The 14512-nt window shown below is 31.7% G+C and carries 18 protein-coding genes; 14 read left to right on the forward strand and 4 right to left on the reverse strand.

What is annotated here, in order from left to right; translation table 11 throughout:
• Window positions 1-14 precede the first annotated feature (14 nt).
• The 7 genes from KQ51_RS02425 to KQ51_RS02455 are packed head-to-tail and all read left to right on the forward strand — an operon-like array spanning window position 15 to window position 7348.
• Window positions 15-980 carry an ABC transporter permease gene (locus tag KQ51_RS02425; RefSeq protein ID WP_144242074.1) on the forward strand — a complete coding sequence of 322 codons (966 nt, stop codon included), beginning with the start codon at window positions 15-17 and terminating at the stop codon, window positions 978-980.
• Window positions 977-2389: an ABC transporter permease gene (locus KQ51_RS09320; RefSeq protein WP_052609072.1), complete on the forward strand. Its 1413-nt coding sequence runs from the start codon at window positions 977-979 to the stop codon at window positions 2387-2389. The genes KQ51_RS02425 and KQ51_RS09320 overlap by 4 nt, the downstream gene beginning before the upstream one ends.
• Window positions 2389-3429 carry an ABC transporter ATP-binding protein gene (locus KQ51_RS02435; RefSeq protein ID WP_038468481.1) on the forward strand — a complete coding sequence of 347 codons (1041 nt, stop codon included), beginning with the start codon at window positions 2389-2391 and terminating at the stop codon, window positions 3427-3429. The genes KQ51_RS09320 and KQ51_RS02435 overlap by 1 nt, the downstream gene beginning before the upstream one ends.
• A complete protein-coding gene (locus KQ51_RS09325) occupies window positions 3419-5290 on the forward strand; it encodes an ATP-binding cassette domain-containing protein (RefSeq protein ID WP_052609074.1) in 1872 nt (623 codons plus the stop codon). Before KQ51_RS02435 ends, KQ51_RS09325 begins: the two co-directional genes overlap by 11 nt.
• A complete protein-coding gene (locus KQ51_RS02445) occupies window positions 5287-6078 on the forward strand; it encodes an InlB B-repeat-containing protein (RefSeq protein WP_038468484.1) in 792 nt (263 codons plus the stop codon). Before KQ51_RS09325 ends, KQ51_RS02445 begins: the two co-directional genes overlap by 4 nt.
• Window positions 6060-6824 carry a hypothetical protein gene (locus KQ51_RS02450; RefSeq protein WP_144242075.1) on the forward strand — a complete coding sequence of 255 codons (765 nt, stop codon included), beginning with the start codon at window positions 6060-6062 and terminating at the stop codon, window positions 6822-6824. The genes KQ51_RS02445 and KQ51_RS02450 overlap by 19 nt, the downstream gene beginning before the upstream one ends.
• A 5-nt stretch (window positions 6825-6829) precedes the next feature.
• On the forward strand, window positions 6830-7348 hold the full coding sequence (locus tag KQ51_RS02455) for a hypothetical protein (RefSeq protein ID WP_038468490.1): 519 nt from the start codon (window positions 6830-6832) through the stop codon (window positions 7346-7348).
• A gap of 56 nt (window positions 7349-7404) precedes the next feature.
• Here KQ51_RS02455 and KQ51_RS02460 read toward each other — a convergent pair whose 3' ends face one another.
• On the reverse strand, window positions 7405-7803 hold the full coding sequence (locus KQ51_RS02460; RefSeq protein WP_038468491.1) for a VOC family protein: 399 nt from the start codon (window positions 7801-7803) through the stop codon (window positions 7405-7407).
• Window positions 7804-7870: 67 nt separating this feature from the next.
• On the reverse strand, window positions 7871-8437 hold the full coding sequence (locus tag KQ51_RS09330; protein ID WP_144242076.1) for a TetR/AcrR family transcriptional regulator: 567 nt from the start codon (window positions 8435-8437) through the stop codon (window positions 7871-7873).
• 529 nt (window positions 8438-8966) lie between these two features.
• Between KQ51_RS09330 and KQ51_RS02470 the strand changes: the two genes are divergently transcribed.
• The 7 genes from KQ51_RS02470 (at window position 8967) to KQ51_RS02500 (ending at window position 13391) form a co-directional block, all read left to right on the forward strand.
• On the forward strand, window positions 8967-10250 hold the full coding sequence (locus tag KQ51_RS02470) for a cation:proton antiporter (protein ID WP_038468494.1): 1284 nt from the start codon (window positions 8967-8969) through the stop codon (window positions 10248-10250).
• A complete protein-coding gene (locus tag KQ51_RS02475; RefSeq protein WP_038468497.1) occupies window positions 10220-10498 on the forward strand; it encodes a hypothetical protein in 279 nt (92 codons plus the stop codon). The genes KQ51_RS02470 and KQ51_RS02475 overlap by 31 nt, the downstream gene beginning before the upstream one ends.
• A 202-nt stretch (window positions 10499-10700) precedes the next feature.
• Entirely contained in the window at window positions 10701-11027 is a 327-nt protein-coding gene (locus KQ51_RS02480) for a YbjQ family protein (protein WP_038468499.1), read from the forward strand.
• A 27-nt stretch (window positions 11028-11054) separates the two neighbouring features.
• Window positions 11055-11492: a hypothetical protein gene (locus KQ51_RS02485; RefSeq protein ID WP_038468501.1), complete on the forward strand. Its 438-nt coding sequence runs from the start codon at window positions 11055-11057 to the stop codon at window positions 11490-11492.
• 18 nt (window positions 11493-11510) lie between these two features.
• Window positions 11511-11717, forward strand: coding sequence for a PLDc N-terminal domain-containing protein (locus KQ51_RS02490; protein WP_038468504.1), 207 nt, complete (start codon window positions 11511-11513; stop codon window positions 11715-11717).
• The gene (locus KQ51_RS02495; protein ID WP_038468507.1) at window positions 11717-12631 is read left to right on the forward strand and encodes an ABC transporter ATP-binding protein; all 915 of its coding nucleotides are present in this window, start codon (window positions 11717-11719) and stop codon (window positions 12629-12631) included. The genes KQ51_RS02490 and KQ51_RS02495 overlap by 1 nt, the downstream gene beginning before the upstream one ends.
• Complete coding sequence (locus KQ51_RS02500; RefSeq protein WP_038468509.1) at window positions 12615-13391, forward strand: ABC transporter permease; 777 nt, start codon at window positions 12615-12617, stop codon at window positions 13389-13391. The genes KQ51_RS02495 and KQ51_RS02500 overlap by 17 nt, the downstream gene beginning before the upstream one ends.
• A 27-nt stretch (window positions 13392-13418) precedes the next feature.
• Here the strand turns inward: KQ51_RS02500 and mgsA are convergent, their stop codons facing one another.
• Together mgsA and KQ51_RS02510 are read right to left on the reverse strand one after the other, a co-directional pair.
• Window positions 13419-13781, reverse strand: a complete 363-nt coding sequence (mgsA, locus tag KQ51_RS02505) for a methylglyoxal synthase (protein WP_052609079.1) — start codon at window positions 13779-13781, stop codon at window positions 13419-13421.
• 50 nt (window positions 13782-13831) lie between these two features.
• The gene (locus KQ51_RS02510; protein ID WP_052609081.1) at window positions 13832-14440 is read right to left on the reverse strand and encodes a carboxymuconolactone decarboxylase family protein; all 609 of its coding nucleotides are present in this window, start codon (window positions 14438-14440) and stop codon (window positions 13832-13834) included.
• Between the last annotated feature and the right edge of the window lie 72 nt (window positions 14441-14512).

The raw sequence follows: 14512 nt of genomic DNA on the forward strand, positions 1-14512 counted from the left end.
AGGAGTGATTTCAATTGTTTAGATACTTGATGAAGAGAGTCGGATTAATGATAATTACATTCATTATTACAGTTTTTCTGTTTTTTGTATTCATTAAACTGATTCCAGATAATCATATACCTGCTCCATTATCAGGTGATGATTGGTATGAAATTTACAAAGCGAGAGAAGGATGGGATAAACCTATCATTGTTCAATTTGGACTTTGGGTAAGAAATATTTTTGAAGATGGTTCATTTGGATTTTCAGTATTACTGAAACGTGACGTGTCTTCAGCGTATTTCTCAAAAATACCTGCGTCTATTAGAATCAATATTGTTCCGTATTTCTTAAGTATCCCCTTTGCCATTGTTATAGGGGTTATTGCCGCGCTTAAGAAAAATCAACTTACGGATACAATAATATCCATTGGGATAATGGTATTTATATCCGTTCCCTATTTTGTTGTCGCCGTACTTTCCCAGTACTTATTCTATTTTAAATTGGGATGGGCGCCAGATTATAAGATTGCGACGACCTCGGAATTCGCAGAATTAGGTACTTGGTATGGACTCTCAACATACATTTTACCTGTAGTAGTATTAACTATTTCAGCAATACCAGGATTTGCAAGATCTGTACGTGCTGAGTTAACAGAACAATTAACTCAAGATTATATGTTACTTGCAATTTCTAAAGGACTTACAAGAAGACAAGCCGTGTTTAGACACGCGCTTAAAAATGCGCTGGTGCCATTCTTACCAGCAATCTTTATCGGTGTTATTGGTATCATGAGTGGTGGTATCATAACCGAACGTATTTTCCGTGTAGATGGGACAGGACGTCTCTATTTACAAGCATTTAATGGTCGTGACTACGCACTGTTAATGTTAATTAACACATTCGGACAGTTCTTAACGCTGGTTTCAGCGATTATTGGGGACTTATCGTATACACTATTTGACCCTAGAGTTCGTGTAGGAAGTGGGAGATTATCATGATGGATATCGACAAATCAAAATTAGTATTAGTTCATAACAAAGATGATATGATTTCAGATATCGCCTTAGAGACAAAAGAAATTGGTTATTACAAAGATTCATGGAATCGTTTCAAAAAGAACAAAGCTTCTTTAGTAGCATTCTATATCTTATGTGTTGTACTATTCTTTGTATTCTTTGGTCCATATATGAAAAGTTATGATTTACCAGAAACCCACTCAATTGAAGCTGCACGTTTAAACAATTTGACACCAAAAATTCCTATTTTAGAGAAATTCGGTCTTTTTGATGGTACCAAAACAATTACTCGTGGTACACAATTCTTACTATATTTAAATGAGACTGAACTTGGTGAAGGTGTCATTTTAGAAGGATTACCACAAGAACTGATAGATGATCCTAACCATCCAGATTATGATGGTGTAGATTCTCTGGAAGTAAAAGTTGATTATTATAAGTATAAAAACTATATTAGTTCATACATGCCTGAGAATTATTTCGGTGTTTTAGCTGAGAATGAAAATTCTGGAGGAAATGAAGATGCGCTAGGTTCTGTGCGTAGAACATTAACTCAAGATAATTTCAATGAGTATGTAAAGAAAAACTATATTATCGATATATTACGAATTATTGAAACACCTAATCCAGAGAACCCATCTGAACCGTTCTATCAATATGAAGTTCGTGTTAATCAGTTTATGTTATCATTAGATACTGAACCTGAAGATACGTTTTTCTGGCTTGGAACAACAAACGCAGGTAAAGATTTATTTACTGAAATTTGGTTAGGTGCAAGAATTTCGTTACTAATGGCATTAGCAGTAGTGGTTATTAACTCTACAGTTGGTATCACTGTTGGTGCAATTGCTGGTTATTATGGAGGAGCTTTAGATTTAGCTATGGACCGTTTAGTAGAAATAGTGTCTTCAATTCCATTCTTATCAGTATTAACACTGTTAACGTTACGTTATGGTACGGAGTTGTGGGTTATTGTCTTTGCCTTTACCGCCACCGGTTGGATTGGTATGTATAGGACAGGACGTATGCAATTCTACCGTTTCAAAAATAGAGAATATGTATTCGCTGCAAGAACTTTAGGTGCAAGCGATGGAAGAATTATGTTTAAACATATCTTCCCTAATACTTTAGGATTAATCGTTACTGGTTTAGCATTGTCTATTCCAATCTTCGTATTTACTGAAGCATCATTCTCATTCTTAGGAATTATTAATTATTCAGATGCAACTAGTGTTGGTATGCTTATCGAGCAAGGGCAACAAGTTATGCAAATTCATCCGCATTTATTAATTTATCCTTCAATCTATATCGCAGTTCTTATGATTACATTTAACCTATTTGGTAATGGTCTAAGAGATGCATTTAATCCTCAACTAAGGGGTGTTGAATAATGGCAGAAAAAATATTAGAAGTTAAAGACTTAGCGATCTCATTTAAAACACAATATGGGATTTTACATGCGATTCGCGGAGTATCTTTCGATTTAATCAAAGGTGAAACATTAGCAATCGTTGGTGAATCTGGTTCAGGTAAAAGTGTTACATCAAGATCAATCCTTGGTATCTTAGCCGGAAACAGTATTTATGAAAGTGGAGAAATTCATTATAACGGTCGTGATTTATTACAAGTTCATGAAGAAGAAATGCATGAAATAAGAGGTTCAAAAATCTCAATGATCTTCCAGGATCCAATGAGTTCGTTAAACCCTATTCAAACTGTAGGGCAACAAATCTCTGAAGCATTGAAATTCAAATTAGATATGCCTGAAAGAATGGCTAAAAAAAGAGCCGTTGAATTAATGCAACAAGTTGGTATTCCTGAAGCTGAAAAACGCTACAAGCAATACCCATTCCAATTCTCAGGAGGAATGAGACAAAGAATCGTTATCTCTATCGCTTTAGCTAACAATGCAGAGATCTTAATCTGTGATGAGCCTACAACTGCTTTAGATGTAACAATCCAAGGTCAAATTCTTGAATTAATTAATGATTTAAAAGTTAAAAGAGATTTATCAGTTATATTTATTACACATGATTTAGGTGTAGTAGCAAACGTTGCAGACAGAATTGCTGTAATGTATTCTGGTAAAATAGTGGAATATGGAACAGCAGAAGAAATCTTCTATGATCCAAAACATCCATATACTTGGGCGTTATTATCATCAATGCCTAACTTAGCAACATCAAAACATTTAGATGCAATTTCAGGTACACCACCTAACATGATCTACCCACCTAAGGGAGATGCATTTGCACCTAGAAATAAATATGCTTTAGAAATTGATTTCGAAGAACAACCACCTTATTTCAAAGTATCTGATACTCACTATGCTGCAACTTGGTTATTACATCCAGATGCACCTAAAGTTAAGTTACCTGATGCTGTTAACAGACTTAAAGAAATGAGAGGGAAAATGAGTTATGGAAAATAATCGCGTAGATTATAGTCACAAAGTTCTAGAAGTTGAAAATCTTAAAAAGCATTTCTATCATGGTGTAGGTAGAAACAAATTGGTAATCCCAGCGGTTGATGGTTTAACATTTGACGTTTATAAACGTGAAGTGTTTGGTTTAGTAGGTGAATCAGGATGTGGTAAGACTACAACTGGTAGAACTATTATTAAACTTTATAACCCAACTGAGGGAGTAGTATCATTAAATGGTGAAATGATTGGTGCAGGATATAAAGAACATATAAGAGAAATCAAACGCATCAAAGAAGAAGCTGCTGAAAAAATCTTAAAGTTCGATAACCAAAAATATCAAGCATCATTAATTAACAACAAAGCTAATCAAACGATTGGATTCTTAAAATTAGACATTAGAAATATTAACTTGGGTGAAAAAGGACAATTAAAAATTGCTAATCGTCCAATTGAAGCTAATAAGGAACAGGTCTATCAAGTAAAAAATGATTATGAATTTAATATCGAAACAATCAAATATGATTATAACTTGGAAGCAAGTAAAGTTCATAATTTATCTATTAACAGTGCTCAAGCAGATTATGATAGAGAATTAGCAGGACTAAAAATCGGTAAAAATCGTAAAACTGATGGTTTAAAAGAGTCTGCTGCTTTAAATGAAGATGTAATTGAAGCACGTATTAGTGAATTAAATGCAAACTATGAAAAATTGTTTGCTGATTTATCTAGCAAATATGCTCCCCTAATTGAAAAGGGAGATAAAAATATTATTGCTAAAGAGGATGCAAAAGCTCGTATAGCTGTAATAAAAGAAGCAAGACACAAGAAAGTACTTATTGCAAAAGAAAATTACAAAAAAGCTAAAGCTGCTATTGTGAAACCTGATAAGGTTGCTGTTAGAGCTGCTGTAAACAAAGTGAAAACTGATAACAAGATTAAAATTACTGAGATGAGAAAACAAATCAGTGAATTACAAGCAAAAGCTAAACAAGAAATTTCAGTTTTACCAAGTAACAAAGAAACTGGTATTAATGAAGCTGAAGTAAAAGTTGCAATTGAAGAAATCAAAGCTTGGAGAGATCAAGCTGTTAACGAGAAAAAAGCAATCATTGCTGAGTTACGTCAAATTAACAAATCAAAAGATGCTCTTGAATACTCTCGTAAAATGCAAATGATTTTCCAAGATCCAATCTCTTCTTTAAATCCGCGTATGACAGTACTTGAAATTATTGGTGAAGGTTTAACAATCCAAGGTGGATTTACTAAAGCGCAAATTAAAGCAACTGTTCAAGAAACTTTAGAAATAGTAGGTCTTTCAAAAGAATATGCTGCTCGTTATCCTCATGAATTTAGTGGTGGACAACGTCAAAGAATCGGTGTAGCACGTGCCTTAATCATGAATCCTGACTTCATCATTGCTGATGAACCTATTTCATCTCTTGATGTTTCAATTAGAGCCCAAGTTATTAACTTGTTATCTGATTTAAAGGAAAAACTTGGATTAACAATCTTATTTATCGCACATGATTTATCAGTAGTTAGATTCTTCTGTGATCGTATCGCTGTAATGTACAATGGTAAAATCGTAGAATTAGCTGAAGCTGAAGAGTTATTCAACAATCCTATGCATGCATATACTAAGAGTTTATTATCATCAGTTCCTCAACCGGATCCTGATTATGAGAAAAACAGAACTAGAATTGGATATAATCCAAGAGCGCATGATTATAGAATGGATAAACCAAGCCTAAGAGAAATCGGACCAGACCATTTTATCTATGCAAACGATAAAGAATTTGCTGAAGCTAAAAAAGCATATGATGATAATAGTGGAAAGAAAGCTGTTAAAAAAGGTGATTCAAAATGAAAAAAATAATATTAACTTTAATACTTGCATTTAGTTTATTTACGCTATCTGCTTGTAATGGAAATGATGAAGTAAACGAATTAACTGTAGTATTCTTTACTGCAAATAATACTGGTGATTCTTTCGAAAGATTACGTAATTTAGAAGCTAATACTTTTGTAGATGAACCTGCAACTCCTATTCGTACAGGATTTACATTCGAAGGTTGGTATAGAGACTATGCATTAACACAACCTTGGGACTTTGCTGTTGATAAAATAGGTGATGAATCAATAGTGTTATACGCTGGTTGGACTCCGTGGTTACATCAAATAACTTACGAAACATATGGTGGAGAAATTTCTGGTGTAGATTATATGACTGAGTTTTATTCAGGAGATACTGGAGTTTTACCAGTTGCTTTAAAACCTGGTTTCAGTTTTGTTGCTTGGTACCTTTACCCTTGGGTAGATGAATCTTCAACAATTCCTGGGGATGCTGGTTGGCAAGTACTACCTGATAATATGTATGAAGATATAACATTATATGCTCATTGGGAAGCAGTAAAAGTACGTGTTACTTTCAAAATTAACTTCCCAGTTGATGATCAAGGACCAGAAGGTCTATTTCCAGTCTTGATAGGATATGGTAATACTATCGACTTCGAACAATTTGAAGATACAGATGGGTACACATTCTTAGGATGGAACACTAAGTCTGATGGTACCGGTACTTTCTATGAGAATGGTGATCTCTTTGAAAGAACTCAAAGAATCACACTTTATGGTACATGGGAATTAGCCGACTAAAAGAGGACAATTACAAAAAATATAGAAGAAAGAGAAATACATATCTCTTTCTTCTAATTGTTCCTACAACAGTCATTATATCTGGGTTATTAATTTTTTATGGCTTTAGTATTGTAGATATTCAAACATTAGCAACGATTTTCTTTCCATTGCTACTGATTGATTTTATTAAAATTATGATAATATCTCCAAAAATTAGCCTATATAGTATGTATGCTGAATATGCATTACTTACTTTGGAAGAGCAAGAACCAAGAAAAACAACAAAAAAACTATTCACAACATCGTGGATTAAACAAATAAAAAACGATGGATTTATCGTTGCCCAAGATTACCCAACACATATGTTACTTTATAAGTACCACAACAAGATAGAGGGTCTCGCGAATTCAGATAAAACGTTAGTCTTTGTCAATATTGCAAAAAATGAATCTTTTGATTTTTATAATGAAGAAATTGATAAAGCAATGCAAGCTGTATATATAACGAATAAAGAGTTTCAAAAAACTAATAAACAGATCACTTTACAGTTTAAAAAGTATAATCAATTAGACGATGAAGTAAAAGCAGATATTGAATCTGCTGTACTTTATAGATCAGGTAAGCAAAGATTAATTAATCTTACAATAGGTTATCTGGATGATATTCAATCAATTTATTGTATTTGTCCAACTAAAAGATTTCCTAATAAATATGTTTACTTTGCATGTCAAGAGATTAAACGTTTGTCAAACGTTAAGGAGTGATATAAGTGCCTGAAGATAAAAAGTTTAAGTTTGTAAATGATATCAACGCAGTTGAATCATCTATTATTGATGATAAATTTGAAGAAGTTGAATTAACACAAGAAGAAATCAACCAAAGAACAATCGAAACATTATTAAAAGAGAAGAAGATGAAGCAAATTAGATTTACTCGTATTGTTTTGGGTATGACAGTATTAACTATCATCTTATTCATCTTGTCGATGTTATGGCAAGGTTCATGGACTCTAATGACTGTTAGTGATGGGTTATGGTTGGTATTTGCATTAGAATTTTTCATGGGTTGGGTTTTATTTGTGTATAATCATAATATATTCTCACCTGTGATTTACGGGTTAAAATCTTTTGCATTAATGTTTGTAGGTAAACGTCCGAAGACAGATTACTATTCATATATGAAAAATATTCAAGATAATCAAATTCCTGGGTATTTCTACTACATGTTCTTTGTCGCTGCATTCTTTGTTTTAATTCCGGCTCTAATTACTTTATTCATACTTTTATAAAATAAAAACGTAGACTTTTGTCTACGTTTTTTTATGTTATATACACTATTTAGTATCTATTCTTGATGAAACATGTAATGAAATTGCCAAGTGATACCGTATTTGTCCTTAATGACACCAAAATAAGCTCCCCAGTGTGTTTCGCTAAGTTCTTGTACAATTACACTCTTTTCTCTAAAACGATTAAATACAGTGATTAATTCCTCTTTGTCTTGATAATCTAAATGAATTTGAATTAGATTATTAGGTTCACCTTTTTCATCAGCCATAAAGATTTGATTGTTATTAAACTGTAATTGCAGATGCATTACTTCTTCATGTCTTTCTTTAGGACAATCTGGTGTGTCTTTTCCATACATAATATATGTAATTTCGCCATTAAATATTTTCTTGTAGTATTTTGCAGCTTCTAGACTGTTTTCTAGAAAAATATACGGATATATGAATTGTTTCATAAAAACCTCCTTGCTTTATACAATAATATTAGCAAGTAAAAAACAAAAAAAAGAGCAATTTGCTCTTTTATTTTTGTGAGAACCCATTCCATAATAGTTCAAAAGATGAATTAATAAAGTGTCCTTTATCATTAATCTCATTTTCTAAAAGGAAATTAATAGTTGCATGTAGTGCATTATCGATGAACACTGTTGAGTATTCGGGATATTGCACACAGATAGTTTTAGGTGATATCGATTGAAGAATAGAGATTCTAAATTTTGTAAAAGTCTCCATTTTTTTCTCATCTAAATACATTTTCTTGAATGGAGAATGCAAGAACAACTCCATATAATTAAACTCTTCGGGATTTTCAATACCCCATGTAATAACTGCTGCCCACATATTTCTCATTGTGTCATGCGATGTTTGACAGTCTCTAATTTGATTAATAAATACAGATTTTGAATGATATTTGATATCTCCATATATAGCATGAATCAGATCTTCTTTTGTTGGAAAATAATTAAATAGTGTTCCTACACTAACTTTAGCCTTTTTAGCAATCTTTGATGTTGGGGTGGCATGGAATCCAAATTCGTTAAACAACTTCATAGCTGTAAACAAAATATGTTTTCTTTTGTTTTCGTCCACAATAAACCCTTCTTTCTTAATACTCACTCTAGGGAAAATTTTACTCCTCTAAAGACAGTATGTCAACAGAATTATTTAAAAAACTATTTTTAATTTCTTTATTGACCGGTTTATTTAGTCTTATGTATGTGCTTTCATATCTATTCACGCAAATTTATAACATATATATACATATATTATATATAACATCTATGACTTAAAAATGACTGAGTAGTCACACAGCGCTTTATTAAGGGGATGTAAAGCGTTTTCATAATTAAAACTTTTTTTTATAACTAGTTAAGCGCCAAGTATTAGTTTTTTTAGATAGAAATTGACTCATCAGTCACTTTAAGTTGCTAAATTGTGCTTGATTTTGCTTTACTTGGGAGTATAATGACAATTAGTGATTAATCTAATAGCGTGATGATTTCTTACTCAATTTTCAAATTTGCTAATCAAGCATTTTGAAAAATTTTTGGTATCAAATTTGAAAATATGAATTGAGATTGTCACACCTGGTTATTCAAAACACTAAGGAGTGATACACATGAATTTGCTAAATGTTGCAATTGATTCACAATTATCTACAATTGTTGTAGATCTTGGAATCGTTATATTAGTTGGGTTTTTAATTGGTAGAGCATTTGAATTGATTAGAATCCCTGCTGTTACTGGTTATCTGGTAGCGGGATTAATTTTAGGACCTATCTCAGGATATATGTCAGTTGATTACTTAGAACACTTCAGTATTGTTGGAGATGTTGCTCTAGGTTTCATTGCATTCCAAGTAGGTAATGAATTATGGTTAGGTAAGTTAAGAAAATCTGGTAAAAGAATTGTCATTATCACTGTTATTCAAGCAGTTTTAACGACAACACTAGTAGCTGTTGCTACGTCGTTCTTCGTTGATTTGCCTGTTGCGTTAATGTTAGGGGCAATTGCTGCTGCAACTGCGCCAGCACCTATTATGATGATTATTAAAAAATATCGTACTAAAGGTGAATTAACAGATACAATTTTACCAGTTGTTGGGTTAGATGATGCTGTTGGAGTAGTGATGTTTGGTACATTATTATCAATTAGTATAAGTTTATCAAGTGCAGGAGCAACAGAAACTAGCTTCTTACACATGATAGGAGAACCACTATTTGAAATTGCTAAAAGTATCGGTATCGGTGCGGCTATTGGATTTGCTTCAGGAAAGGCAATCCAATCAATTTCACATAATAATGACAGAAAAGAAAAAAATCTTAACATTGTTATTATCACAGTATTATTAACTACTGGAGCTGCAATTTTAACAGGTGCTTCATCAATATTGACACCTATGGTTGCTGGTGCAGTTGTAACTAATCTTATTAATAAAGAATGCTTCGTATTGGAAGAAGAAACAATTAGATTTTTTATTCCACCATTAATGATTGCATTTTTTACTATCGCAGGTGCGCAATTACAGTTCAAAGTAATTATTGCTGCTGGTTTTGTCGGTCTCGTTTACATCGTTGGACGTGCGATAGGGAAATTCTTTGGTGCCTACTTAGGTGCTACTGTAACTAAATCTAGTCCTAAAGTAAAAAAATACTTAGGAATTAGCTTGCTACCTCAATCTGGGGTTGCTATTGGTTTAAGTGTTGCAGCATTCAATGCATTTGAACCAGTAAATATGGAATATGCCTTGGTTATAAAAAATGTTATTTTAGCCTCAGTACTATTCTTTGCTTTAACCGGTCCTGTCCTAGTTAAAATGGCATTATTTAATGCTAAAGAAAACACAATACAAGATACAGAAAGGGAGTTATCATGGAAAAATACGCAGACTTTACAAAAATAACTGACAGATTTCTTAACGGTAAATTAGAAGAACTTAACTTAAGTTATGAAGATGAAAATCATCTGCAAGTTTCGATCACTTACGAATATAATAATTATTACTGGATGGATTATAAACTTGAAGTAAATCTTCTAAATAAATCAGTAGACTTTATCACTCATCACGCAAAAGGGTCACTAGATAGAGTTGAACTTAACCGTGAAGCCGAATTTGAAGAAGCTGTAACCCAATATTTGTTTTCAAACTAACTCAGGACTTAGATAAAGGTGGAATATCCACCTTTTTTTATTTACTTATATTTAATGTTGGAATAGTAATGCAATATTGATTAATAAATATGTATAAAAAATAATATAAAATAATTTAATGTTGATTTCAATTAATATATAAGTTATAATATAATTGAATTAAGGGTTATACCCTAATAAAAACTATATGAGGAGATATATTATGATTACAAGAAAAGAGTTATTAACAATTAATGAGTATCCTGGTAGAAAAACAGTTCAAGTTTTAGGTTATGTTAAAGGTTCAACGGTACAAACTAAAAACGTCGGGAAAGATTTCTTAGCTGGATTAAAAAGTTTAATTGGTGGAGAGATTACTTCTTACACTGAGATGATGAACGAAGCTAGACAAATTGCAACAGAAAGATTATTACAAGATGCAGAAGCACTTGGTGCAGATGCAGTACTAGGATTTAAATTACAAACATCAGCAGTAATGGGTGGAGCAGCAGAAATTATTGCTTATGGAACTGCAGTGAAATTAGATTAATTTTATTACCTATAAAGGAGTGATAGTATGCATGAAATGGACAATACTAAAAAGATAATAACAATAATAGGTTTAGTATTTGAAGTGATTAGTGTTTTAGCTATCGTATTTGGTATATGGATATTAAGTAATTTTGAGAATATTCCAGGAATGGATATTGATTTAGCAGAAATGTCCCAAGCAGAGTACGATTTAATGATGTGGTATTTTAATTTAATGGTGAGTATTCTAAAAGTTATGGCATATGTTGTCGGGGCAATCACTTTAATCAATGTTTACCTATTCTCAAGATTAATTGGTGGTAAGTACACTGAACAACAAGCAAAAAGAGTATATTTATATCAAGCTATTTGGGGAGGAATTAATTTATTATCAAACCAAATTACAGGTGTATTATATTTAATCTCAGGTGTTGGTGGATATAATGGCCACAAAGAGCAAAAAGACATTAGAACGGGAATCTAAAATATAGGAGGTAGCAAAATGGAAATACTAGATAAAATTATCGAATTGTTACCTCTTTTACTTCCGGTTGTTTTAATCGATTTAGGATTTAAGATCTATGCAATTATCGATATTGTTAAGGAAGATAGAAGAGTTAGATGGAATAACAAAATAATATGGATACTAATATCTGTATTAATTAATTTTGGATGGATATTCTATTTCCTATTTGGGAGAGATGAATAATGATAGCTATTAAAACAGAAAATTTGTCAAAGATTTATGATAAGAAAATCGCCTTGGATTCATTAAACATACAAATAAAACAGGGTGAAGTTTATGGCTTTATTGGTAGAAACGGAGCCGGTAAAACTACAACTATCAATCTAATGTTATCGCTAATCCATCAGAATGAAGGTAATATCTATATAAACGAAAAGCTTGTTGAATTTAAAAATCAAGATTATAAAAAGATTATAGGCTATGTACCAGACGTACCAGCCTATCCTAAATATATGAACGCTTTGGAATATTTAATCTATACATGTGACATGTATGAATTAAAAAATCAAAAAGAAAAAGCGTTAGAACTTTTAGATTTTGTAGATTTAAAAGATCATAAGAAGAAAATAAGTGCTTATAGTAGAGGAATGAAACAAAGATTAGCAATAGCTCAAGCTTTGGTTCATGATCCAGAAATTATTATTATGGACGAACCTACAAGTGCTTTAGATCCTATTGGTAGAAAAGATGTTATGGGGATTATCTCAAAACTTAAAGGTAAAAAAACCATTTTCTATTCAACACATATACTAGAAGATGTGGAAAAAGTTTGCGATAGAATTGGATTATTAGAGCAAGGGAAACTTGTGCTAGAAGATACAATTGAAAATATTCAGGAAAACTACTTCAATAATAGAATGTTTATTGAAACAGACAAAGAAGCTAAAGAGATATATGAATTGCTAGAGGAACTTGAAGTTAAAAACAACTTTGAGATGAACCATAAAGGAATTATCTGTGACGTAAAAGGTGAAACAACTGCTCAAGACATATTAGAACTATTAATAAAGAATAATATAAAGATTAAAGAATTTAGAAGATTGAATGCATCACTAGAAGACGTATTTGTGAGGGTTACAAGTGAAAAAACTACTTAAATACGATTATTATTACTTAAGAAAAACTTCTAAGTTTATTGTCTTTGGAGCAATATTTATATTATTTTCAATCATCTCACCTTTAACTGCAAGATATTTAAATGAAATTCTTGAATTCCTCCTAAATGGCGAAGATTTAGGGTTTCCTATTCCTGAAACCACTGTATTCACAGCATATTCGCAATATATTGGAGACTTATATGAAATAGTTTTTACTGTTACACTATTTGTTGGTGTAAGTATCTTTATAAGAGATAAAACAAAAGATCTCCAACCATTAATATTTAGTAAACCAATAAACCGAACGAAATATATTTTGTCAAAATACATTTCATTTACTACAATGTTGTTAGGTTGTGTTTTACTAGGGAATATCGTATTTTCTTATTATACGTACTTACTATTTGATGAAGTGTTTGTTATTAAAGGGATTTACATAAGTCTAATGTATTTCCTAGATCTTATGTTCGTATGTGCTATTGCATTGTTTAGTGCAACTCACTTTAAAGGATATATTCCTGCAATGCTTGTTACTTGGGGGATATATATCTTTAGTGGAATTATAAATCTCCTTGAAGATGTACCATTTGTATGGGAAGTTCTTAAATATTTTCCAAGCAGAATACAAGCGAATATGGGGAACATTTTAATGGATGTCGCAGACTATAAAGATATTATTTTAAACGTCTTAGTTGTTCTAGGATTTATCGCTGTATTCTTAGGGTTTACAATTAGAAAAATTCGAAATCAAGACATATAAAAAAGCCTATTAATGAATAGGCTTTTTTTATTGTAAAGTTTCAAAGAATAACTCAGCAGTATTTATGTTCGAAGCTAGTGGAATCTTGTACACATCACTTAATCTAAATAGTGCAGATACGTCTGGTTCATGCGGTTGAGCTGTTAGGGGATCTCTAAAGAATATTATTAAATCAATATCACCGTTAGCTACTCTTGCACCAATCTCTTGGTCTCCACCTAAAGGACCACTCTTAAAACAATGAATAATTAAACCGGTCTCTTCCATAACTCTGTGTCCAGTAGTGCCAGTTGCAAATAATTGATGTCTTCTTAGTACTTCTACATGTTTTTTACAGAATCTAATCATCTCATCCTTTTTCTTGTCATGCGCTATAATTGCAATTTTCATATAACCACCTCAAACATATTATACAATAAAAAAAGCACATATTGTGCTTTTTAGTTTGAGTAATTGAATTTTAGGGTTTTTGGTTTAAAACCAATTAAACTCTTTAATCCGAAGAGTATTGTGAGTAATGGAAATAAAACAATTGTTATTAATGGGTTTAGAACTTCTAACAGGATATTTGAATTTTTATTTCTATTGAATTTCAATCTATCTAATAGAAAATGTAAACTAATTCCCATTCCATTAGTCATTGTAATCATATTACATGCCGCGACTATAAGTTCTGCTTTCCTAAATCCATATTCATTGATTAGACGGATTGTACTTTCTTCTCCTGGCTTCCCTAACGAAGAAGCAAACTCTTGGGCATATAATACTGCCACTGCTTCATTAACTGGAACACTTGAAGTCTCACCATCTAATATTTTCTTTATATCTTCATTTGTCATACCTGATGATAATGCTATCTTTGTATGAACATAAGAACACATACTACATCCATTAGCTTCGGTTGTTGCTAACATGATTCTTTCTTTGAACTTTTTATTCATTAGTTTTAAACGTTTTGAAAAACGTAGTAAAACAAACCCTTTAGCACCGTAATAGGTATTTTTTATTTGCTCATTTATTTTAAAAACTCTTGAGTTATGACTGCTCATTGTATCACCTCACCTGTACTATAACAAAGAAGATATATTCGTGGGGTTATTACACTAATATTTCTAAATATG

This window comes from Candidatus Izimaplasma bacterium HR1, assembly GCA_000755705.1.
GTDB lineage: Bacteria > Bacillota_I > Bacilli_A > Izemoplasmatales > Izemoplasmataceae > Xianfuyuplasma.